Here is a 22,026-nt window from a genome sequence, read left to right on the forward strand (position 1 = left end):
CAGCCACCTCATAGACGGCTGCCTCGCCGAGACCGGCCCGACTGTCAGGCCCACCTGACCAACCATGCGACATCACGAGTCCAGCCTCAGTAGCCCCGGTAGCGGCGTGGCACCCCATGGGACACCCCTGCCCGGCGCGCGATCTCGCGCAGTCCCAGCGACGCGGAGCCCTCGTTGATGACGAGGTCCACTCCGACATCGATCAACCGCTCCCGCAGCGACTTCTCGTTGTCCATGTCCACGGGCACTGTCCACCAGGCAGGAGTAGACAGTGTCTACTCCTGCCTGGCGGCTCGCCGCCGCGGCGCCCTTGCCGGTGACCGCGGCCATCCGCGGGCAGGGACGGTCTCGCCGCCGCGACCCCGCCGACGGCCGCGTCGGCTCAGCCCTTCGGACCGGTCAGGTAGGCGTCGACGACCCGCATCGCCTCTTCGGTCCCGCCCCTGCGGTAGAGCCAGTGGCCCACGACGTCCATCGTGAACAGGGTCGCCTTCGGGAAGGAATCCGCCATGCGTCGCGCGCCCGGCAGAGGAGTCGCCAGATCATGGGTGGCGTTGACCACGAGAACGGGCGGGAGATCGCCCTTCGCACGGGCGGGCCGGGGCTTGGGCGGCATGGTCCAGCCCTGGCAGCCGAGAACGATGTCCAGCGCCTGGGAGTTGTAACGGACGTGCGGGGCGGCCTTCGCGACCCTCTCGCGGATGGCCCGGTACTCCGCGTGGTCGCGGATCCGGAAGTCGTAGTCCCGGCACAGCACGAGCCGCGAGGCCATCTCCGTACCGGAGGGGATCCAGCGGACCTCCCCCTTTCCCGTGTGCAGGGCGGCAAGTTGCCGTGCCGTCTCCTCGACGCTTCCCTTGCCGAGTGCGAAAGTGAGGAAGCCGGCAAGCTGGTCGGCGTCGACCTCGGTCCGTGTCGGGCCGTTCGGGCCGGGCTCGCGGAGCGTGCCCGCGTCGGCGCGGGCGAACAGCTCCTCGGTGACGGCCGTCACGTCCTTGCCGTTGAGAGCACAGCCCGTGTCCTTCTCGCACCAGGCAGCGAACCGTTTCAGGGTGTTCTCGATGGCGACACTGCCGTCGGTGAGGTACCGCTCGGCGTTCGGCCGGTCCGGGTCCATGGCGCTGTCGAGGGCCAGTGCGCGAAGTCTGCCGGGGAACAGGCGCGCGTAACGCTCGCCGAGGAAGGTGCCGTAGGAATGGCCGATGAAACTGATCCGGCTCTCGCCGAGGGCGGCGCGGATCGCGTCCATGTCACGGGCCACGCTCTCCCCGTCCATGTGGGCGGCGAGCGGCCCCGTCCGCTTCAGACAACTGTCCGCCAGTTGGCCGTTAAGGGTTCGCAGCTGCCCGAACTCGGCCGCATCGCGCGGGCGGGCCGGGATCGACTCGTTGATCGTCTCGTCGCAATCGGCGCTCCTGCTGCGGCCGATGCCGCGCGGGTCGAAACCGATCACGTCGAAGCGCCGGAGCATGTCCGGGGAGTAGCCGCTGACGGGGTCGTCCGCGTAGAGCGCGTCGTCGGCCCCGGAGGCTCCGGGGCCGCCCGGGTTCGACATCAGGACGCCGATCCGCCGCGTGGGGTCGGTGGCCGGGTACCGCGCGACGAAGATGCCGGTCTTCGGGCCCTGCGGCTTCGACCAGTCCAGCGGCACCTCCACCGTCGCGCACTGCGCCTTCGGACTGGGATCGGGGTAGGGCGGCTCGGCCGCGGGACAGGCACCCCAACTGATCGGCGGGACAGCGGCGGTGGCGCCGGACGGCTCCCCGGCGACCGCCGCGCCGGGGGCGGCGAGGACGGCCGCGGAGGCGGAGAGGGCAAGGATCGCGGAGGCGACCCGCCGCCCCGCGTTCGGTTTCGGGTTCACACGCGTGCTCGTGTTCATGCGCGCCACTGTCACGGTCCCGCATGACGGCGCCTCCATGAGCACAAGGTGAGAACGTAACAAGGGGTTCCCGTCAGCGGATGAAGCGGGAACGGTTGACCGCCGCCGGCGTGCCGGCCTCCGGCCGTGTGGTCTACGTCCCGCTCGACCTCGACCGGGACCCCCTGGCCGAGGGGCTCCGCGCCCACGGCTTCGACGACGGCGAACCGGCGGTGGTCATGTGGCCGGGCGTCAGCATGTACCTCGGCGCCGATACCGTCGCCCGGATCCTGGCGGCGGTGGGCAGGTTCGCCGCCGGCACGGAGCTCGTCATGGACTACCTCCTCCCCGAGGGGCTGCGCGACGCCGCCGCACAGCGGTACGTCGACGCCGTCGCGCTCTTCGCCTCAGGGCAGGGCGAGCCGTGGAAGACGTTCCTCGCGCCGGACGACCTCGCCGCCCTGCTGTCCGACTGCGGCTTCGATGTCGTGGAGAGCGTCCGTCAGCACGAGATGCTCGATGCCGCCCTGTGGGACCGCCGGGACGCACTCGTACCGATCGATCTGTCACGGATCGCCCACGCGCGGGCGCACGGACGGTGACGGCCGCTCCCGGTGCCGCCCCGTACGGACCCGGGTCTGCTACGACATGAAGGCCCGCGCCGCCCCGGACGGGGGCGGGGTGGTCCCGGCGCCGGGCGCGGCGCAGCTACCGGAGTTCCTGGATGCGGACCATGTTGCCCGCGGGGTCGCGGAAGGCGCAGTCGCGGATGCCGTACGGCTGCTCGGTCGGTTCCTGGACGACCTCGGCGTCGCGGGCCCGCACCTTCTCGAAGGTGTCGTCGAGGTCCCGGGTGGCGAGCAGGATCCAGCCGTAGGTTCCCTTGGCCATCATCTCCGTGATGGTGCGCCGCTCGGCCTCGGTGACGCCGGGGTCGGCGGCCGGCGGCGCGAGCAGGATGGACGTGCCGGGTTGGCCCACGGGGCCGACCGTGATCCAGCGCATCCTGCCCTGACCGACGTCGCCGCGGACCTCGAAGCCGAGGGCGTCGCGGTAGAAGGCCAGTGACGCGTCCGGGTCCTCGTGCGGGAGAACGCTCGTGTGGATGGTGATGTCCATGATGATCAGGCTACGGGCCGTCCCGCGATCCGTGGGGGATCAGCGCGCGGAGCGGAACGCGGTTGCTCCAGGGCCGGGTACGACACGATCCGCATCGGATGCACCTTCGGGCCGGCCACCCGCGAGCGGTCGGCGGCCGGCCACGTGATCCAGCCGTCCCGGACCGCGTCCTCGGCGTCGGCCCCGGTACCGAGGACGTGCCCGGCTTCGGCCACGCCCGCACCGTCAGGACGCCGGGCCCCCTCCGGCGCTTGCGCCGTCCGCACCGGCGCCCGGTCCCGCGACGGCTCCGAGCAGCCGGTGGGGCCGCGCACCGGCAACGTCGTACGCGTCCGTGACCGGTGCGTAGAGCAGGCCACGCGCACCGTCCTCGCCGACGAACACGTGCGCGGTGCCCATGCCGGGAGGCGGAGCCGCCCGTAGTCGGTCGGCGGTGGCCTCGGCCCATCGCGCGGCAGAGGCAGACGACGCCGGCCCACTCCCGGCGTGCGAGACGACGATCACGTCGGTCGTGTCGTCACCGGCCCCGTCCGGCACGACCGTGTGCGCCAACCGGTAGCGGACCAGCCCGGGACGCCGGATCCCTGGGATCTCGCGGTCGATGTTGCCGACCATGTCGGCCCGGTGCTCGCGGACGAAGGCGAGGTGGGCCTCATCACCGGTCCACTGCGCGACACTGAGCAGCACACGCCCGTCCGCGCTCGCGAAGCAACTGAGCCGCAGGAAGGCCTCGGGGCGGAATCTGGCCGACAGCTCGGTCCACTCCCCGAGCAACGCACGACACGCCCGGTCCTGCCGGTCCGGCGTGTCCACGACCCACTCGCTGATCAACGTGGTCCCGGCGTCGGGCCGGGCCAGGTCCGGCAACTGAAGCGATGTCACACCGACCTCCTGTCATCTCGGCGAGCCCAGCATGGAACGTCAAGCGGGGTTGAGGTCAAGCAGGGGTTCGAAGTCGGGATTCAGACCCGGGGCCGCCGTGATGACCGTTTCGACGGCACCTACGAGGCCGTCGGGCCGCCGCCGCTCGGCATGCAGCCCTCCCGGTGCCCGCGCAACGCACTCCGGCTCGGCAAACCCGCAGCAGCTCACAGCGCCCGGGGCCAGTGGGGCGGCAGGGACACGGCGTGAGCGCCTGCCCCGGTGCCGTCGGTGGCACCACGGCCCCTCCCGGCCTCCCCCCTGCCCCGCGTCAGCGGGTCACCTCCTGAAGTCCCCCGAGTCCCTTCGGCAGATCGCCGGTGTGCAGCACCCCGAGACGCTGGGTGGCCCGGGTCAGCGCGACGTACAGATCACTCGCCCCGTACGCGGCCGGTTCCACGACCAGCACGGTGTCGAACTCCAGCCCTTTCGCCTGTCGCGCGTCCAGCAGCACCACGTCCCGGGTGAGGTCGGGCGCGGGCCCGTGGGCCGCGTCCGGCAGTCGGGCGAGCAGCGAGGCGTGCAGCGCCGCCGGGGCGACGACCGCGACCCGTCCTCCGCCCCCGGCCGCGGCGACCTCGCGCGCCACGGCGGCGGCGAGCCCGCCCTCGCCGACCCGGAGCGCCCAGGGGCGCACCCCCGTCGAGCGCACCGAGCCGGGCGGCACGAACGCCGGATCGTTCGCGCGCAGGTACCCGGCCGCGACCTCCATGATCTCGGTGGGCGTACGGTAGTTGACCCCGAGCCGCACATGCTGCCAACGGTCGTCCACGTACGGCTCCAGGATGCGTTCCCAGGAACCGAGCCCTGCCGGTTCCGCGGTCTGCGCCGGGTCCCCGACGAGGGTCATGGAGCGTGTGGGAACGCGCCGCATCAACAGCCGCCAGGCCATCGCCGAGAGTTCCTGCGCCTCGTCGACGACGATGTGGCCGAACGCCCAGGTCCGGTCGGCCGCCGCACGCTCGGCCGCGCTGCGGTGATCGGCCTCCTCGTGGCGTTCGGCCATCCGCTCGGCGTCGATGACGTCGTGCGCCGCGAGGATCTCGGACTCCTCGTCCTCGAACTCGTACGTCTCCGAGCCCGCGGACAGCTCCAGCACGCCCTGCGCGTAGGCGATCCGCTCCTGGCGTTCGGCCTCGGCCGCGGCTCGGGCGGCGCTGTCGTCCTCGCCCAGCAGTTCGGCGGCCTCGTCGAGGAGCGGTACGTCGGCCGGGGTCCACGCCCCGCCCCGCCGCCTGATCGGCGCGGCGGACTCGTCGTCGAGATGGACCGGCTCGGCGAGGAAGTCCGCGACGAACTCCTGCGGGGTGAGCTGCGGCCACAGCTCGTCCACTGCGGCGTGGACCTCCCGGCTCGTCGCGATCTCCTTGCCCATCTGGGCGAGGTCGTCGGGCCCCAGCAGATTGGGCCCGCCGAACGGGTCGGCGCCGATTCGTTCGGCCAGTTGCGCGGTGAGCGCGTCGATGACGTGGAACGCGAAGACGGGCCTGGCCAGGTTGTGGGGCAGCCCGCTCTCGCGCGCCCGGTGGCGCGCGTCCTCGGCCATGGCCCGGTCCAGGTGGAGCGTCCCGTACCCGTCGTGGTCGATCTCGGTCGCCCGCTCGGGCACGGTCTGCCGGTCCCGCAGCGCCGCCGCCAGCACATCGGCCATCGCGGCGCGCCCCTTGACCTCGGCGGCGGCCGGACTGTCGCTGCCGGTGGCCCGCACCCCGGGGAAGAGTTCACCGATGGTGGCCAGCAGCACCCCGGTCTCGCCGAGCGAGGGCAGCACGTCGCCGATGTAGCTCAGGAAGGCCGGGTTCGGGCCGACGATCAACACGGCGCGACGGGCCAGGAGTTCCCGGCGCTCGTACAGCAGGTACGCCGCCCGGTGCAGCGCGACGACGGTCTTCCCGGTGCCGGGGCCGCCCTCGACGACCAGGACTCCTTGGTGGGGCGCCCGGATGATGCGGTCCTGTTCGGCCTGGATGGTGCGGACGATGTCGTGCATCCGCCCTGTGCGGGACGCGTCCAGCGCGGCCAGCAGCACCTCGTCGGCGTCCGCGCCCTCGTATCCGGTGCGGGTCGGGTCCGTGAGGTCCATCAGCTCGTCGTGGAGCGCGGTGACGGTACGCCCCTCCGTGGTGATGTGCCGTCTGCGCCGCAGGCCCATCGGCGTATGACCGGTGGCCAGATAGAAGGGGCGCGCCACATCGGCTCGCCAGTCGATGACCAGGGGCGTACGGGACGCGTCGTCCTGCCGAATTCCGATCCGCCCGATGTGATGGGTCCTGCCGTCCCCGAAGTCGAGGCGCCCGAAACAGAGACCGTTCTCCCCCGCGTCAATCGCGCCGAGCAGCCCGGACTGCTCCGCCACCAGCACGTCCCGCTCGGTCCTTGCCTGAAACCCGGTCCCGGCCTGTGCGAGTGCGGCGCGCATCGACTCCTCGGCCTGTTCCCTGAGCCGGTCGAGCCGGGTGTAGAGGCCGGTGATGAATTGCTGTTCCCGCCGCATTTCCTCGGTTGACAATTCCGCTCCTGACGCGATATGATTCTCGTAGAGAGTTTCTTTTCATGCTTTTTTGCGCAAAGGCATGAAGAATTAAATATACGCAGGATCGAGCCCCGGATGTCAATTCGCCCGGGGCTCGTTCTTGTTCCTGGGCGTTCTTGAGGAATTGTGGTTCCGGCCCGCCGCATGCGAGGCCCGCAGGCGTCCGGCACCGACGTCCGGCCACCGGCATCCGGCATCCGGCGTCCGGCATCCGAGGTGGGCCGGTGTCGAGCTGTCGGCCGGGATGCCGTGGCGCGGGGGTGCACGACCCCGACCGCCGACCCCGCCGTGCTCGTTCCCGACCCGGGACGGGCGCCGGTACGGTACGGGACCGCGCCAGGACATCGGCCGGGCGCACCGGCCGATCCCCCCACCCCTTCGAGGAGTTGCTGTGCATCCTTTTGACGCCCCGGCCCGTCGAGGAGTTCTCCGTGGCGGACGGGACGAGTACCCCCCTGGACGTGCCGTCGTCCGGCCCCACGGTCATCACCCCCGGGCCGGACGGGGCGCTGTGGTTCACCCGGTTCCAGGACCACCGGATCGGCCGCATCACCGCGAAACGTCGTGCGGTCCGGTCCGTGGTCGGCACGGTCCTCGCCGACCGGCCCCGGGCACGGGCACCCCACGGCGGGGCCGGCTCGGGTCATCCGCCACCGATGGCCGGAGCGAGCCCTGCGTCCCGACGGCCTGAGGTCATCCGGGTACGCGCTCGCTCCGTTCCTCGGGTGGACGGCCCGTCACCCGGTGAGGAACTCCGCGCACCGGTAGGGCCCCAGCACCGCGCCCTCGGACGGCCGCAGGGTGACCTCGACGTCGTCGGCCCGAACCTTCGGGTCGAGCACGGACTGGGCGCGCGCCAGGGTGCACACCAGTTGCCCTGTCCCCTGGTCGGACTCCGTCTCCGAGTAGGGTCCGTCGACGCGTACCGTCACCCGGGTGCCCGTTCCGCTTGCCGAGTAGCCGCCGAGGCGGACGAGAGAAGTGAGTCCGCCGCGCTGTTCGAGGGGCGGAGGATCCTGGCCGAGCAGCTTCAGCACCCCGTTGAGGTCATCGACCTTCTTGTCGAGCACCGGCACCCCGCGCAGCCCGTCGGCGGACGCGTAGTACAGCCGGATCCCGCGCGTCAGTCCGGAGGCGGGCTCGCCCGCGCCGATCACCCCGGTCGACGGTACGCCGCAGCCCGTGAGCACGATTCCCAGTGCGACGACCGCGCCCACCGATCGGCCCCTCATCCCGTCTCCTCTCCCGCGCGTCGCAGGGGCAGCCGCAGGGTGAACACCGCGCCGCGCCAAGACTCTTCGGCCGTGCCCGTCATGTCGGCGACGTCCGCCACGTCGATCGTGCCGCCGTGCAGCCGTGCGTTCTCCCGTGCGATCGCCATGCCGAGGCCGCTGCCCTGTCCGCTGTCGTCGGCCGTGCCGCGCGTGCGGGCCGCGTCCGCCTTGTAGAACCGGTCGAAGACCCGTTCCCGGGCGTCCGGCGTCAGTCCGGGGCCGTGATCGGCGACCTCCAGCGTCACCCACTCCCCGTCCGCCGCGAGCGTCACGGTGACCGGCGGTGCCCCGTGCCGCAGCGCGTTGCCCACCAGGTTCGCGACGATCACATCGATGCGGCGCCGGTCGACCACCGCCCGCAGCCCCTCCTGGAGGCGGGGCTCCACCCGGTCCGTCCAGCCGCGCAGCGCCAGCGACGCCCGTACGGTGTCGGCGAGGTCGGTCCCGGTCGCGTTCAGCCGGGCCGCCCCGGCGTCGAACCGGGAGATCTCCATCAGGTCCTCGACCAGCCGGGACAGCCGTGCCGTCTCCGCGCCGACGGTGCGGGCGGCGTGTGCGGCGTCCGGCGGAAGCTGGTCGGCGTCCTCCTCCAGGACGGTCGCCACCATCGTCATCGCCGCGAGCGGGGTGCGCAGTTCGTGCGACACGTCCGCCACGAAGCGGCGTGCCTTCGCCTCCTGCTCGCGCAGTTCCGCGTCGGACGCCTGGAGTGCGTCGGCGGTCTCGTTGAACGTCCTTGCCAGATCGGCGAGTTCGTCGCGCCCGGTGACGGCGACCCGGCTGCCGAGGTCGCCGGCCGCGAGCTCGCGGGTGGCGCTTCCCAGCTTCCGTACCGGGCGCAGGACCGTCCCCGCGGCGAGCAGTGCCAGGACGGCGGCGAGCAGCACCACCGGCACGATGCCCGCCCGCACGGAGTCCACCAGGGCGGCGGTGTCGTCGCGCTCGGCCCGCAGATCGGTGATCGCGTAGACCTCCAGGCCGGAGGTGCGACGGTCCCCGTCGGCGTACGTCACGGGCATGCCGACGACCAGGTACGGCTCGTCCTGCCATCGCACCCGCTGGAACCGGGCGCCGCCCCCGGTCATGACGGCGGCACGCAGTTCGACGGTGATCCGGTCCTCCGTGTCGGCGAACGAGTCGGAGACCGCGGCGAGGTCCTGGTAGCGGGCGACCACGATGCGGGCGCCGAGGCCGTCCGAGACCTTCGCCGCGAACCGGGACAGCGACCGCTGGTCCGGCGGCAGGTCGAAATCGGCGGCGACCGCGGTGACCCGCTCCCTCAGATCGTTCACGGCGGCGTCCTGGGTGCGCCGGAGGACGGCGGTGCGGGCGTCCCGGTAGGCGAGAGCGGTCGAGGTCACCGCGCTGATGAGGGCGACGAGGACGAAGGTGATGACGAGCCGGGTGCGCAGCCCGCCGACGAACCACCGCGGGCGCCTCCGCGGAGTGGCGCGGCGCTCGTCCTCGCCCTCCCGGTTCACAGCGGCCCGAAGCGGTAGCCGAAGCCCCGCACCGTCTGTATGTACCGGGGCTTGGACGGTACGTCCTCGATCTTGGCCCGCAGCCTGCCGACCGCCGCGTCCACCAGTCGGGAATCGCCGAGGAAGCTGTGGTCCCAGACGGATTCGAGGAGTTGGTCACGGCTCAGGACCCGGCCCGGGGAGGCCGACAGCTCCAGCAGCAGCCGCAGCTCCGTGGGCGGCAGCGGGACGAGGGTGCCGTTCCTGGTGACGGTGAGTCCGGCGCGGTCGATCACCAGACCGGCGAGATCGGCGTCCGGCTCCTGGCGCGCGGACGGTTCCGCACGTCGCAGCGCGGCCCGGATGCGGGCCTTCAGGACGGGTGCGGTGACGGGTTTGACGACGTAGTCGTCGGCGCCCGCCTCCAGGCCGGTCACGATGTCCGAGTCGTCGCCGCGCGCGGTCAGCATGATGACCGGCAGGGTCGCCGAGCGGGCGCGGATGCGGCGGCACACCTCGAAGCCGTCCATGCCGGGCAGCATCAGGTCCAGTACGGCCAGTTCGATCCGTGCGCCGTGCGTCCCGGCGAGCAGGGCGAGGGCCTGCTCGCCGGTGGCGGCGGTGTCCACGCCGTAGCCGTGCCGGCGCAGCACGAGCTCCATTCCGTCCCGTACGGACACGTCGTCCTCGATCAGCAGCACATGCGGCATGGGGCCGATTATGTGCACGCCGAGGCCGGTCGCGCCTAGTCCGAGCGGGGACGGAACCGCAGGTCGGGGGCATTGTTACGTTCTCATCATGTGGCCATGGACGGGCCATCACGTGTGGCGGCGAGCGTGAGGCGCATGAACTTCCCCAGGACAACCGCTCCGCGTGCCGTCGCCGCCCGAATGCGCGTGGCCGCCCTCGTGACCGTGCCCGTACTCGCCCTCTCCGTCGCCTGCGGCGGCGGGGACGACGGCGCCGACGGGGCGAAGAGGCCCGACGCGATCGCCGACGTACCGGACGCACCGGCTGCGTCGGACGCGGGCACCGCGAAGGGCGGGAACGGGCCGAGCGACGGCCCCGCGGGCAAGAACGCGTTCTACGACGCCCAGATGAAGTACGTCCAGTGCATGCGCGTCAAGGGCGGCTACAAGGACTTCCCCGATCCCACACTCAGCGGGTACCCCGACTGGGACAAGGTCAACGCGATCGGTGCCCAGCCCGGCCGCAACGAAGGCATCAAGGGTGGCAGGAACGGTGCCTGCACGGCCGAGTTGCAGGCCGCCATGACGGCCGAACCCAAGCGCGACCAGCAGAAGGACTACGAGTCGATGCTCGCGCACGCCACGTGCATGCGGGACAACGGCGTCTCCCGGTTCATCAACCCGACGATGAGCGGGGGCAACGCCCAGCCGGGCGGCGACCCGAACCCGGCGTCCCCGTCCATCGATTCGAACTCGCCGACGTACAAGAAGGCCCGCGAGGCGTGCAGGTCGAAGCTGCTCGACGGTCTGGACGGCATGCAGTGAAGCACGGCACCACTCTCCTCGCGCTCGGCGCGTTGACCGCTGCCGCCGCCGTCGCCGGGGGCGGCCTGCTCCTCGGCAACGGCGGCGGCGCGGGCGCCCCGGGCAAGTCCGGCAATCTGCCGCCCGCCACCGCGACCGTCGTGCGCACCGACCTGGTGCAGTCCAAGACGGTCGACGGCAAGCTCGACTTCGCGCAGCGCCGCGTGGTCAAGTCCGCCGTCGAGGGAACCGTCACGGTGGCCGCCTCCGCGGGGAAGACCCTGACCGGCGGACAGGCCCTGTACGAGCTGAACGACAAACCCGTCACGCTGCTCTACGGACCGGTCCCGATGTTCCGCGAGATGAAGGTGGGCGACCGGGGCAGCGACGTACTCCAACTGGAACGCAACCTGCGCGACCTGGGGTTCGGATCGAATCTGTACGTCGACACACGGTACGACGAGGCCACCGAGGCCGCTGTCAAGCGGTGGCAGAAGACCCTGAACCGCGACACCACGGGCAGGGTCGGCCGGGGCGACGTCGTCTTCCAGCCCGGCCCGGTCAAGGTGGTCTCCGCCGACGCGGCGCTCGCCGACCAGGTGGGCCCGGACACGCCGGTCCTGACGATCGCGTCCACCGAACCCGTCGTGCGGGCGCAACTGGACCAGACCGACGGCGCTCTCACCTCGCGCGGAACGAAGGTCGAGGTCACGCTGCCGAGCGGGAGGACCGTGGCCGGCAAGGTCGCCGGGACGGTGCGCCCCGAGGCGTCCGGCTCCGAGGACGCCGGGCAGGAGGGCATCACCGTCGAGGTCGTCCTGGACGGCGGGGCGAAGGCCGCGTCCGGCGAGGACGCCGCGGTGTCGGCGAGCGTGAAGTTCGTCAGCGAGGCACGCAAGGGGGTACTCGCCGTGCCCGTCGAGGCGGTCGTGGCGCTGCGCGGCGAGAACGGCGGCTACGGCCTCCAGGTCGTCCGCGGCTCCGGCTCGACGATGGTGCGGGTGGAGACGGGCATGACCGCCGACGGACTGATCGAGGTCAGCGGTCCGGACGTGCGCGAGGGCCTGAAGGTCGGAGCGGCGAAGTCATGACAGGTGACGTCATGGCACCGGCGGCCCCGGTGATCGAGGTGCGGAACGCCACCAAGTCGTACCCCGGCGGTGTGCACGCCCTGCGCGGAGTGGACCTCGTCGTCGAGGGAGGCGAGCTGCTGGCCGTGGTGGGACCGTCCGGCTCCGGCAAGTCCACGATGCTCAACATCATGGGCACCCTGGACAAGCCCACCACGGGCACCGTCCGGGTCGCCGGGTACGACGTGTCCGAGCTCTCCGACTCCCGGCTCTCCGCGCTGCGCGCCCGTCACATCGGCTTCGTGTTCCAGCACTTCCACCTGGCGGCGGGGCGCGACGCGGTGGACAACGTCGCCGACGGGCTGCTGTACGCGGGCGTGCCGTTGAAGCAGCGCCGCGCGCGTGCGCGGGAGGCGCTGGCCAAGGTTCGGCTCGACCACCGCTGCTCGCACACGCCGAACGAGCTGTCCGGCGGCGAGAAGCAGCGCGTGGCCATCGCCCGCGCCCTGGTGGGGGATCCCCGGCTGCTGCTGGCGGACGAGCCGACCGGGGCGCTGGACACCGCGTCCGGTGAGATCGTCATGGAGTTGCTGCACGAGCTGAACGCGTCCGGCACCACGATCTGCGTGATCACCCATGACAACGGGATCGCGGACGCGCTGCCCCGCCGGGTCCGGTTCAGGGACGGCGGGATCGTCTCGGACTCGCGTTCCGCGGCATCCGCCCCGCGCGGGGAGACGGCATCCGCCCCGGACGGGGAAACGGAAGGGGGCGGCGCATGAAGAGCGACCTCCGGCCGTCCCGGCTCTCCCCCGCCGACGTCCTGCGCGTCGGCGCGGTCGGTCTGCGCGCGCGCCGTGCACGCGTGGTGCTCTCGGCACTCGGCATCGCGATCGGTATCGCGACCATGGTCGCGGTCGTCGGTCTGTCCGAGTCGAGCCGCGCGGACCTGATGGCCCGGCTCGACCGTCTCGGCACCAACCTCCTCACGGCCGAAGCGAGCAAGGACATCACCGGTCAGCGGGTCAGCCTCCCGAAGAACGCCGTCGCAATGGTCGAACGCATCGGCCCGGTTCTGCATGCCACGGCCACCGCCGATGTCGATGCCCGGATCCGCCGCAGCGACGTGGTCCCCGAGGAGCGCACCGCCGGTGTCACCGCGCAGGCGGTCCGTCTCGACCTGCTGTCCGCGCTCGGCGGCGAGGTCGGCCGGGGCGGCTGGCTGGACCCGGCAGCAGAACGGCTCCCGACGACGGTCCTCGGTGCGGTGGCGGCGGAACGCCTCGGCGTCACCCGCACCGGCGAAACGATCATGATGAACGACACCCGCGTGGCCGTCGTCGGCATCCTCGAACCGATCGAACTCGTCCCCGCCCTGGACCGGGTGGCGATGGTCGGATTCCCCGCCGCCGAACGCTACTTCGGCTTCGACGGCCATCCCACCACCGTCTTCGAGCGGTCCACGGACGCCTCGGTGGAGGACGTGCGGGCGGTCCTGGCCCGCACCATCAGCCCCGGCGACGAGTCGGGCGTCAAGGTCTCCCGCCCCTCGGACGCGCTGGCGGCCAAGGCCGCCACCGACGAGGGCCTGACGACCCTGATGCTCGGCCTGGGCGCGGTGGCCCTGCTGGTGGGCGGTGTCGGCGTGGCGAACACCATGGTCATCTCCGTGCTGGAGCGCCGCCAGGAGATCGGGCTGCGTCGCTCGCTGGGCGCGACCCGCAACGCGATCCGGCTCCAGTTCCTGACGGAGTCGCTGCTGCTGTCGGCGCTGGGCGGGGCGACGGGCGCACTGCTGGGCGCGGCGGCTACCCACGGCTTCGCGCGGGTGCAGGGGTGGACGGCGGTGGTCCCGCCGTGGTCCCTGGCCGGTGGCCTGGCCGCCACGTTGCTGATCGGCGTGGTCGCGGGCCTCTATCCGGCGATCCGCGCCTCCCGGCTCCATCCGACGGTGGCACTGAACGCGACATGAGGCGACGGCGCGCGGGGCCGGGGCGGTCGGTCGCCCCGGCCGGTTCAACCGGCGCGTGTCGGCAGCAGTCCCCGGACCAGTTCGGTCACTTCTCCCGCATGGTCGTTGAGGTAGAAGTGACCGCCGCCGAACACATGTGTACGGAATTCGCCCGAGGTGTGGTCCCGCCACCCCTGGACATCCTTGACGGGTGCCTCGGCGTCCCGGTCGCCCGTGAGGGCGACGACGGGACAGGTCAGGAGCCGTCCCGGGGTGTCCTCGTACGTGTCGAGGGCCCGGTAGTCCCCGCGCAGCACCGGGAGGATCAGCTCCAGCATCTCGGGGTCGTCGAGGAGCGCCGCCTGCGTGCCGCCCAGCTCGCGCATCCGCCCGATCAACTCGGCATCGTCGCGCGGCCGTTCGCGCTTTCGTCCGTGGGCGGCGGACGGAGCGCGACGGCCCGACACGACGAGCAGATGCGGCTCGCCACCGGGCAGCCGTGCGAGACGCACCGCCACCTCGTACGCCAGCGAGGCCCCCATGCTGTGCCCGAGCAGCGCCCGGGGCCGGTCGCCCGGCGGCCCCAGTGCTTCGGCGACCAGGTCGGCGAGCAGGTGCATATCCTCGACGGGCGCCTCGCCCAGACGGTCCAGTCGCCCCGGATACTGCACGGCCAGCACATCGACATCGGGCGCGAGCTCCAAGGCGATTCCGCGCCAGTAGGCGGCGGAGCCGCCCGCGTGCGGGAAGCAGACGAGTTCACAGCCCGCTTCGACTCCCGTATGCGCGCGGTTCAGCGCCTGAAAGCGCCGAAACCAGACGTCCCGTTCTCGACTCACCCCGGCCGGCCCCCCGACTCCACGTTCAACTGCTCGTCCTGCGCCGCCGATTCACGGCCCGTGTACGCCCGCACGAGTATAGGGCGGGTGCTGCGCCGACCACCTCGGGCGAAGATGGACATGACATCCGTACGGAAGCGCGACGAGGGAATCCGTGAACAAGAACGACGAGAACGCTCTGTCGGCCGTGGCGCCCTCGATCGCGGCCGTCATGGCCGCGTCCGACGCGGACCCACGCGTCCAGCTGGCCCAGACCCGGTATCGGGCCGAACTCGTCTCCGGCTGGGACGTCCGGGCCGGGGCCTCGGTCCTGGAAATCGGCTGCGGCCAGGGCGACATGACGGCCGTCCTCGCGGAAGCCGTCGGGCCACGGGGCCGGATCGTCGCCGTCGACATCGCGGATCCGCTGTACGGGGCCCCCGTCACGCTGGGGCGTTCGGCGCAGCGCCTCAAGGCGACACCCTTGGGTTCCCGCATCGATTTCCGCTTCGGCCTGGACGTTCTCGACGAGTCGGTCGCCTTCTCCGCCAACGAGTTCGATCACGTCGTCCTGGCCCACTGCTCCTGGTACTTCGCCTCCCCGGAGCAGCTGCGCGGAACGCTCGCCCGGATCCGTCGCTGGGCGCGGAGCCTGTGCTTCGCCGAGTGGGACCTCGAACCGCGTTCGGCCGACCAGCTGCCCCATCTTCTTGCCGTTCTGGTCCAGGGCCAGACCGAGGCCGGCGGCTCACGGGGCGAAGGAAATGTGCGCACGCCTTTCTCCCGTGAGGCCCTGCTCCGGGCTCTGCCGACGACGGGCTGGGACGTTGGTCCGATACGCGTGGTGGACACATCGGCCCTGCAGGACGCCGACTGGGAGATCGACGCCTGCGGGAGGCTTCTGGTCGACGCCGACCGGATGGCCGAGCTGCCGCGGGCGGTGCGCGACCTGGTCCTGAGCCAGGCGGACGTGCTCCGGTCCCTGGCTCGGGATCACGGCAACACACCGCTGCCCGCCTATGCGCTGACCGCGCGCTGAGACCACGCCGGACGGTACGGGCCCCGGGCGAGCGGGCGGGTCGGGATCGTCATCGCGTCGCTCTCCGCTCCGGCTCCGGTCTTCGTCGGCGGCCTTGGGGACGTGCCGGTCCGGTGAGCGTCCGCTTGGGTCCCGTGCGCGAACGGACGAGTCCGCGGATGCCGCGTCCGTCCGTTCGCGCACGGGACTTCGCTCAGCCCAGTGGCAGCTCCAGAACGGCTTCCTCCCCGGTCAGGGAGGTGATGGTGGTGGTGCTGTCCTTCTTGCCGGTGAACGCGTACAGCTTGTCGCGGCTGTTGACGACCAGGGCCAGGCGGTGGCCGTCGGGCAGGTCGTGGGCGGCGGGCTGGAGCGTCCAGCTGACGGTCCGGTCCGTGCCGGCGCGCAGGCCCGTGGCGGTGAAGGGCTCGTGGGTGATGATCCGGGCGCTGCCGTCCGCGGCCACGTCGAAGAGGTAGGCGACGAGGGTCGTGGCGTCCGCCTCGTCGGACCGGACCGCGAGCCGGATGGTGGCGGCGCCGCGGATCCGGCGGCCGCCCGTCAGTTCCTCGGTGGACCAGAGGAGCAGCCGGTTCCGCTCGAAGTCGGCAGGCTTGTAGCGCTTGGGATTGCCGAACCACTCCTTCTGACCGGTATCCATGATGTCGTCCATGGCGGTGGCGGCGGTCTCGTGCCCGGCGGTGAAGTCGCGGCTCCAGCCGGTGGACGGCTTCTCGGACAGGGTGCCGTCGCCGTTGCCGCCGTTGCCGTTCAGGTACCAGGACTCGCTGCCGGTGGTGGCCTCGGCCCAGGAGCGGAGCGGTTCGCGCCGGGCGGGGACGGTGATCCGCCGGCCGATGACGGCCGGGACGGTCTCGTAGGTGAACATGACCTGGCTGTTGACCACCGGCCAGTCCGGTACCTCGTTGTCCGCCCCGAGCAGGTGGTGGTCCAGCCAGGCGTACGCCTCCCGCATCGGGGTCAGCAGGCCGGGGAAGGGCGTGCCGGTCGCCAGGCCGGTGATGCCGGCGCCTTCCGGGGCGCCGTGGTCGCCGATCCACAGGTTCAGGTGCTTGGGGGCGGTGATCTTCTCGAAGGCGGCGATCGCCTCGCCGACCGGGAACAGGCTCTCGTGCCAGGTGTTCGAGTAGAAGGTCGGGATGCCCCGCGCGTTGGTGATGTCCACGTAGTTTTCCGGGGAGCGTTCGGTGCCCCAGTCCACCACGCCCTCCATGTTCCGGCCGTCCCGGAAGTCCTGGAGGATCTGCCGGGTCTTCTCGTCGAACTTCTTGTCCTCCGTGTCGCCGGTGAAGTCGACAAGTGTCTGCACGGCTTCCGAGTGCCGGGTGCCGTTGTCGTAGAGGCTGGTGGCCAGGTTGCCCCAGGTGCTGAGCGCGGCCACGGCGGCGACCCGGTTCTTCTTGTCGTGCGCGGCGACCAGCTGGCTGATCCCGGAACCGTAGGACAGGCCCATGAACCCGACCTTGTTCGGCTCGAACAGCCCCTCGGCGTGGTCGATCACCTTCGAGCCGTCCGCCCAGTCGTCCGGCCCGGCGATGTCGATGAATCCCTCGGAGGTGTACGGCAGGTCCGGCTTGCCGATTCCCCGCGGTGTGTAGGCCAGCACGTGGTAGCCGCGCGCCGCCAGCGAGAGGTAGCCGGCCATGAACGGCATCCAGCCGTACGGGTTCCACCCGGCGGGCACGATCACCACCGGGCACGGCTCCGAGGTCTTCCGCTTGATCGCGAACGCGGAGAGGCCGATCTCCTGCGTCACGGGAATGCGCGGGAAGGTGATCCCGGCCTCCCGCAGGATCCGGTTCACCAGTTCCTGCAGCTCCTCGGGGAGCGTGCCGGCCGGCGCGGTGCCCTGCACCGCCGCGAGCAGGGCCCTGGCGACGGCGAGAACCGATGGGTTGATGTCCAGACCGCCACTGCGCCAGATGCCGTTGGCGGCGATGTCGGCGAGTGTCGCGTCGGTGATCGACGCGATCGGCTCTCCATCTGCTGTGGTCATACGAATCGCTCTTTTCCTGGAAGGTCGGGACGCCCGAGTGGGCGCCACCGGGCGGATGCTGATCAGGGGCAACGGCGCCAAAACCGATCGGCGGCCAGGTGAACCCGAATGAACGAAAGGGCCTTTCGTCCGCCTCGGGGACGGCACGGCCCGGATGACGGACCCGACGGCCTCGGTGGCCGCCGCCTCCGACGCTGCCGGCACCCTTCGCCCGCCACCGTGACGCGGATTCCGCGCGCACACGATGAGCGGGCCGCCGTGACAACGCGCTCCCGATCACTCCGCTGCCTTGCGGCCGGCTGTCCGGGCCGGGGTTCCGGGGGCCGGGTACCGCTGTTCCGGCGGGCGGGCGGGTCACCAGGTGGCAGGCAGGCCGAGGGGGCTGCGGGTGATGGTGCCCTGCCGCCAGGTGATGGTGTCGACGGGTGCGGCGAGGCGCAGGTCGGGGAGCCGGACGGCGAGTCTGTGCAGGCCCAGGCGGAGTTCGGCGCGGGCGAGCCAGGTGCCGAGGCAGTAGTGCCGTCCGCCGCCGAAGGCCAGGGTCGGGCTCTCCAACGGTGCGAACAGGTCCTCGAAGGGGGCGTCCGAGAACGCCTCCGGGTCCCGGCCCGCCGCGCCGCGGTCGACGGTGACGATCTCGCCGGTGCGGACGGTGACACCGCCGACCTCGATGTCCTCCGCCGCCCGGAAGGGGTTGGCGTGCGCCGAGGGATCGCCCAGCGGGATCAGGTACAGCAGCCGCTCGGCCAGCAGACCGGCCGCGGTCTCGTCGGACGTGCCGAGGCGGACCCAGACCTCCGGACGGTCGTGGAGCAGATAGAGCAGCGTATTGCCGAGCATGGTCATGGCGGTGTCGTAGCCCCCCACCACCAGGGTGCTGACCAGGTTGACGAGCTGCGGCTCGGGGATGCTGCCCTCCGCGTCGGCGGCCAGGACGAGGGAGCTGATGAGGTCCGTGCCCGGGGCACGCCGCCGTTCGGCCAGCAGCCCCACCGTGAACTCGGTGAACTCCCGTGTGGTCTCGGCGGCTTCCACCGGATCCCGCTCGACGGTGGCGAAGCCGTGCTCGGTCCAGTGCAGCAGGCGCGCCGTGTCGATGTCGTGCACTCCCAGCAGCCTCCTCATGACGGCGATGGGGAGCGGGCGGGTGTAGTGGTCGACCAGGTCCACCGGCGGACCGTGGTCGACGAGCGCGTCGACGAGTTCATCGACCACATCGGCAACCCAGGGCGTCATCCGCGCGACCGCGCGAGGACCGAAAGCGCGCTGCACGGTGCGTCGCAACCGGAGGTGCTGGGAGTCGTCCAACTTGCCGACGGCGTCGGGGGTGTCCAACAGACTGGAGGCGGCGATGCCCGTCGGGCGGATCAGGGTGCGCTTGAACCGGTTGTCGTTGATGACCTGGTGGACATCGGCGTACCGGCTGAAGAGCCAGACGGGCATGCCTCCCGCCAAGGTGGTGCGCCGGGGCGGGGCAGGGCTGGCGTACGTCAGGCGGTGCAGGGGAACGCGGTGGTCGGTGGTGGGCATGGTCCTCCTGCCCGCGCGGCGGCGGGGCGTGCTGTCGGCTCGGCTGAATTCCTGGTCGCCGCCCGCACGACGGCCCCGGCGTCGGGGACGCGCGAACCACAGATGCCCGGCCGCCCCACCGCTGGGCGGGGCGGGACGGGGCAGCGGTGCGCTCGCGCGGCCCGCACCGCCGGAGCCGTACGCAGGGGCCGGTGATCCTCCGCCGGGCCTCTGCCGGAGCCCGCTCAGGATCCCCGGTCATCGTGGCAGCCCCTGCACGGCAAGTAGTGTCATATCTCACGAAATTCACCCATACGTCGCGTATCTGGACGGGGCCGACGGCCGGGAGGGTTCCGTCCGGCACCGCCCCGCCACTCCCCGGCGGATCGGCGCGCTTCACCGGACACGGGGCACGCACATGCCGATGCCCTGCCACCCGGTGCGGGTGACAGGGCATCGGCGTCGGCGCGCGGCAGGCGGTCTCAGCCGCCCGACGGGTAGCGCATCACGTCCGTCACCTTGCATGTGACGTTCTTCGCGACCTCGCCCAGGCCCTGCGCCTTCTGCGTCGACTTCTGTCCGGGCGCCAGGTCGCTCGCCACGGCCAGCCCCTCGGCCAGCCGCGTGCCGGACCCGTCCACGAACTCGACGTTGACGACGTAGCTCGCCTTCGTGGTGCCGTGGTTCACGATCTCGGCGTTCACCGACGGCCACTTCGTCAGCGAGTTCACCTCGCAGCCCGACAGCTTCACATCCGCCTTGGCATCCCCGTCGTCCTCGGCTGCCTGCTCCGCCGGGGCGGGGGCGCTCTGTTCCGGCGCGCCCTTCTTCTCCTCCCCCGTGCTCTTCCCCGGTACCTCGACCTGGGACGGCTCCACCGAGACGCTGCTGTGCTCCACCGGGTCGAGGCTCATGGCGGACACCATCAGGGCGACGAACCCGCCCAGCACCAGCAGACCGCCGAGCACGGACAGGGTGACTATCAGCCCGATGTTGCGCGGCTTCCGCGGTGGCATCGGTGCTCCCCAACCCGGCGTCGGCTGGGGCCAGTGCTGGTAGGGCTGCGGAGGTTGCTGCGGGTCCTGCCCGGGTGGCGGCGGAAAGCTCTGTGACATACGTGATCCCCCAAGAATGAGTGCGCGGGTGCGGAGACACCGTACGGCTCGGCCGAAATGCGCGGTGCAGGAGGGCGTGCATCGAAAGTCCTGCCCGCCCCGCGACGCCTGGTTTCTCCCCGGGCAGCCTCGGCGGGTTCGTCCCCGTGCACCCGGTCCGGGGACGAGCCGCGCCGGTCGTCGCCGCCGGAACGCCGCGGAGCCGGGTGGGGATGGTCTCAGCCTTCGACGACCGCGGTGCCGCCCGGTCCGCGTCCTGCGGAGGAGCGTCCGACGGCGTTCTGCGCGTCGGCGGCGGCCAGCACCGCATCGGCAAGTTCGGCGACGGACCGGTCCCCGCTCACATCGATGCGCTCCAGGCCCCATCGGCCGACGGCGTGCAGCACGAGCGTCTGGAAGCGCTCCGTCCGGGCCAGGAACGCGTCCATCAGCTGTCGTTCGCCGGTCGTCGCCGACGCGTAACCGCCCGCCGCGTGCACCCGGGCACGGACGACGGCGGGGTCCGCGGTGAGCCATACGGCGGCCGTGTGCGGAACCTCCAGCTCCGCCACCCGCGCGGGCCAGAGGGCCGATCCTTCCAGGACCAGCCCGGTGCCGTGCCCGGTCGCACGTTCCGTGATCAACTCCTCGATGCGCGGCCACAACCGCTCGTAGTGACCGAGAACGGACGTGATCAGTTCGTCGGGACCGAGCGTCCCGTAGTGCTCGGCGACATGCGCGGGCACCTCCTTCTCCGGCGTCCGCCAGGGCCTGCCCGGATGCCGCGCCAGCCCGTCCGTCGACAGGCACTCGAACCCGAGCCGGTCGGCCACCGTCCGGGCGACGGTCGACTTCCCGACGTTCGACGTGCCGCCGATCAGCACCACCCGTACGCCCCTCATGCCGACGACGATAGCGATCACCGTGCGACGGTGCACTCGGACGGCCGAGGCATCCGGAACGGTGGCCGGGGCGGCCCGGTGGTGGATAGGCTGCCGGGATGATCAGTGTGCGCCGTGCTCGGCCTGCCGACGGGGACGCCCTCGGCGAAATCCACGCCACGGCCTGGGAGGCGGCCTACGCGCCCTTCTTCGACCCGGAGTTCGCCGCACGCGGGGTCCTGAGCAGGCGGACGCGATGGCACGCGAGGATCACCGGGGAAAAGGGGACGATCCTGCTCGCCGAGGACGACGGGCGCCCGCTGGCGCTGTCCTTCTCCGTCCCGTCCTCGGACCGTCCGGGTCATGCCGAGATCCACAGCTTCTACGGCCACCCCGACGGCTGGGGCAGCGGCATCGCCGGTGCGTTGATGACGGGGACGCTGGATCACCTGCGCGACGAGGGATTCTCACGGGTGCACCTGTGGACGCTGCGCGACACTCCGCGATCCCGCCGCTTCTACACCAAGTGCGGCTTCGCCGAGACCGGTGCCACGCGCACCTTCGACTTCGGCGACGGGAACCCTCTGGCCCAGGTCGAGTACGAGCGCGGGTGCTGATGCCCGACGGCCCACGACACCTCCGCCGCCCGTCGCGGGTCCGGCGGGCGGCGACGGGCCCGCGACGGGGCACCCGGCCTCCGGCGCGTCGTCGACGGGGGTGCCGAGGGTGTCGAGGGTGTCGACCAGGGCGTCGGCGGCGTGGGGCCGGTCGTGGTCGGAGCAGCACGTGCGCTCCGGCCGGCGAACGTGTCGCCGGGGGCCTGACACCGGGTGTCCGTCGGGCAGCGTTCTCTCGCACGGCTGTGACAACGCCCTTCGCGGCCGGGGGTGTTCGGCTCGGACGAACATATACCGGGGCGCCCGGTGTGCGCCGCGTCGCGCTCCGGCTCCGCGCCGCGTCGCGCTCCGGCTCCGCGTCGCGCCGAACCGGGTGCGACGATGCGGCAA

General features: G+C 72.0%; 20 protein-coding genes and 1 pseudogene. 7 read left to right on the plus strand and 14 right to left on the minus strand.

The features are described from left to right. Positions 1–98: 98 nt before the first annotated feature. Both ACFC79_RS15685 and ACFC79_RS15690 read right to left on the minus strand, forming a co-directional pair. A pseudogene (locus tag ACFC79_RS15685) lies at positions 99–236 on the minus strand (TetR/AcrR family transcriptional regulator); the annotation flags it as partial. A gap of 146 nt (positions 237–382) precedes the next feature. Beyond that, positions 383–1,882, minus strand: a complete 1,500-nt coding sequence (locus ACFC79_RS15690) for an alpha/beta hydrolase (RefSeq protein ID WP_376240200.1) — start codon at positions 1,880–1,882, stop codon at positions 383–385. 80 nt (positions 1,883–1,962) lie between these two features. Between ACFC79_RS15690 and ACFC79_RS15695 the strand changes: the two genes are divergently transcribed. Next, positions 1,963–2,463: a class I SAM-dependent methyltransferase gene (locus tag ACFC79_RS15695; protein ID WP_376240202.1), complete on the plus strand. Its 501-nt coding sequence runs from the start codon at positions 1,963–1,965 to the stop codon at positions 2,461–2,463. Between the two features lie 106 nt (positions 2,464–2,569). On the opposite strand, the gene ACFC79_RS15700 is transcribed toward ACFC79_RS15695, so the two are convergent. From ACFC79_RS15700 to ACFC79_RS15730, 7 genes are all read right to left on the minus strand, one after another. Continuing rightward, positions 2,570–2,980, minus strand: a complete 411-nt coding sequence (locus ACFC79_RS15700) for a VOC family protein (protein WP_376240205.1) — start codon at positions 2,978–2,980, stop codon at positions 2,570–2,572. 5 nt (positions 2,981–2,985) lie between these two features. After that, complete coding sequence (locus ACFC79_RS15705) at positions 2,986–3,195, minus strand: hypothetical protein (protein ID WP_376240208.1); 210 nt, start codon at positions 3,193–3,195, stop codon at positions 2,986–2,988. 10 nt (positions 3,196–3,205) lie between these two features. Beyond that, complete coding sequence (locus ACFC79_RS15710; RefSeq protein ID WP_376240210.1) at positions 3,206–3,862, minus strand: antibiotic biosynthesis monooxygenase; 657 nt, start codon at positions 3,860–3,862, stop codon at positions 3,206–3,208. A gap of 310 nt (positions 3,863–4,172) precedes the next feature. Beyond that, positions 4,173–6,395, minus strand: a complete 2,223-nt coding sequence (locus tag ACFC79_RS15715; RefSeq protein ID WP_376240644.1) for a HelD family protein — start codon at positions 6,393–6,395, stop codon at positions 4,173–4,175. 776 nt (positions 6,396–7,171) lie between these two features. Continuing rightward, positions 7,172–7,666: a hypothetical protein gene (locus ACFC79_RS15720; RefSeq protein ID WP_376240212.1), complete on the minus strand. Its 495-nt coding sequence runs from the start codon at positions 7,664–7,666 to the stop codon at positions 7,172–7,174. After that, positions 7,663–9,189 carry an ATP-binding protein gene (locus tag ACFC79_RS15725; protein WP_376240215.1) on the minus strand — a complete coding sequence of 509 codons (1,527 nt, stop codon included), beginning with the start codon at positions 9,187–9,189 and terminating at the stop codon, positions 7,663–7,665. The genes ACFC79_RS15720 and ACFC79_RS15725 overlap by 4 nt, the downstream gene beginning before the upstream one ends. Next, positions 9,186–9,878 (minus strand): response regulator, encoded by a 693-nt coding sequence (locus ACFC79_RS15730; RefSeq protein WP_376240217.1) that lies wholly within the window; start codon positions 9,876–9,878, stop codon positions 9,186–9,188. The genes ACFC79_RS15725 and ACFC79_RS15730 overlap by 4 nt, the downstream gene beginning before the upstream one ends. Before the next feature lie 135 nt (positions 9,879–10,013). Here ACFC79_RS15730 and ACFC79_RS15735 point away from each other — a divergent pair, with 135 nt between their 5' ends. From ACFC79_RS15735 to ACFC79_RS15750, 4 genes are read left to right on the plus strand one after another with little or no spacing between them, the layout of a single operon-like run. Beyond that, complete coding sequence (locus ACFC79_RS15735) at positions 10,014–10,682, plus strand: hypothetical protein (protein WP_376240220.1); 669 nt, start codon at positions 10,014–10,016, stop codon at positions 10,680–10,682. After that, positions 10,679–11,752, plus strand: coding sequence for a peptidoglycan-binding protein (locus tag ACFC79_RS15740; protein WP_376240223.1), 1,074 nt, complete (start codon positions 10,679–10,681; stop codon positions 11,750–11,752). The genes ACFC79_RS15735 and ACFC79_RS15740 overlap by 4 nt, the downstream gene beginning before the upstream one ends. Beyond that, positions 11,749–12,513, plus strand: a complete 765-nt coding sequence (locus tag ACFC79_RS15745; protein WP_376240226.1) for an ABC transporter ATP-binding protein — start codon at positions 11,749–11,751, stop codon at positions 12,511–12,513. Before ACFC79_RS15740 ends, ACFC79_RS15745 begins: the two co-directional genes overlap by 4 nt. Next, on the plus strand, positions 12,510–13,703 hold the full coding sequence (locus tag ACFC79_RS15750; RefSeq protein WP_376240228.1) for an ABC transporter permease: 1,194 nt from the start codon (positions 12,510–12,512) through the stop codon (positions 13,701–13,703). The genes ACFC79_RS15745 and ACFC79_RS15750 overlap by 4 nt, the downstream gene beginning before the upstream one ends. A gap of 44 nt (positions 13,704–13,747) precedes the next feature. Here ACFC79_RS15750 and ACFC79_RS15755 read toward each other — a convergent pair whose 3' ends face one another. Then, positions 13,748–14,521 (minus strand): thioesterase II family protein, encoded by a 774-nt coding sequence (locus tag ACFC79_RS15755; protein WP_376240230.1) that lies wholly within the window; start codon positions 14,519–14,521, stop codon positions 13,748–13,750. Between the two features lie 154 nt (positions 14,522–14,675). Here ACFC79_RS15755 and ACFC79_RS15760 point away from each other — a divergent pair, with 154 nt between their 5' ends. Beyond that, positions 14,676–15,539 (plus strand): class I SAM-dependent methyltransferase, encoded by an 864-nt coding sequence (locus ACFC79_RS15760; protein WP_376240233.1) that lies wholly within the window; start codon positions 14,676–14,678, stop codon positions 15,537–15,539. Positions 15,540–15,732: 193 nt separating this feature from the next. Here ACFC79_RS15760 and ACFC79_RS15765 read toward each other — a convergent pair whose 3' ends face one another. The 4 genes from ACFC79_RS15765 to ACFC79_RS15780 all read right to left on the minus strand — a co-directional run bounded on the left by ACFC79_RS15765 (position 15,733) and on the right by ACFC79_RS15780 (position 21,040). Further along, positions 15,733–17,535 carry a CocE/NonD family hydrolase gene (locus ACFC79_RS15765; protein ID WP_376240235.1) on the minus strand — a complete coding sequence of 601 codons (1,803 nt, stop codon included), beginning with the start codon at positions 17,533–17,535 and terminating at the stop codon, positions 15,733–15,735. A gap of 354 nt (positions 17,536–17,889) precedes the next feature. Continuing rightward, positions 17,890–19,065 carry a cytochrome P450 gene (locus tag ACFC79_RS15770; protein ID WP_376240238.1) on the minus strand — a complete coding sequence of 392 codons (1,176 nt, stop codon included), beginning with the start codon at positions 19,063–19,065 and terminating at the stop codon, positions 17,890–17,892. 461 nt (positions 19,066–19,526) lie between these two features. Beyond that, positions 19,527–20,060, minus strand: a complete 534-nt coding sequence (locus tag ACFC79_RS15775; protein ID WP_376240240.1) for an FxLYD domain-containing protein — start codon at positions 20,058–20,060, stop codon at positions 19,527–19,529. A gap of 317 nt (positions 20,061–20,377) precedes the next feature. Then, entirely contained in the window at positions 20,378–21,040 is a 663-nt protein-coding gene (locus ACFC79_RS15780; RefSeq protein ID WP_376240646.1) for a hypothetical protein, read from the minus strand. 98 nt (positions 21,041–21,138) lie between these two features. Here ACFC79_RS15780 and ACFC79_RS15785 point away from each other — a divergent pair, with 98 nt between their 5' ends. Beyond that, positions 21,139–21,636 carry a GNAT family N-acetyltransferase gene (locus ACFC79_RS15785; protein WP_376240241.1) on the plus strand — a complete coding sequence of 166 codons (498 nt, stop codon included), beginning with the start codon at positions 21,139–21,141 and terminating at the stop codon, positions 21,634–21,636. Positions 21,637–22,026 lie beyond the last annotated feature (390 nt).

This window comes from Streptomyces sp. NPDC056061, from assembly GCF_042266885.1.
In the GTDB taxonomy this organism is placed as follows: Bacteria; Actinomycetota; Actinomycetes; order Streptomycetales; family Streptomycetaceae; genus Streptomyces.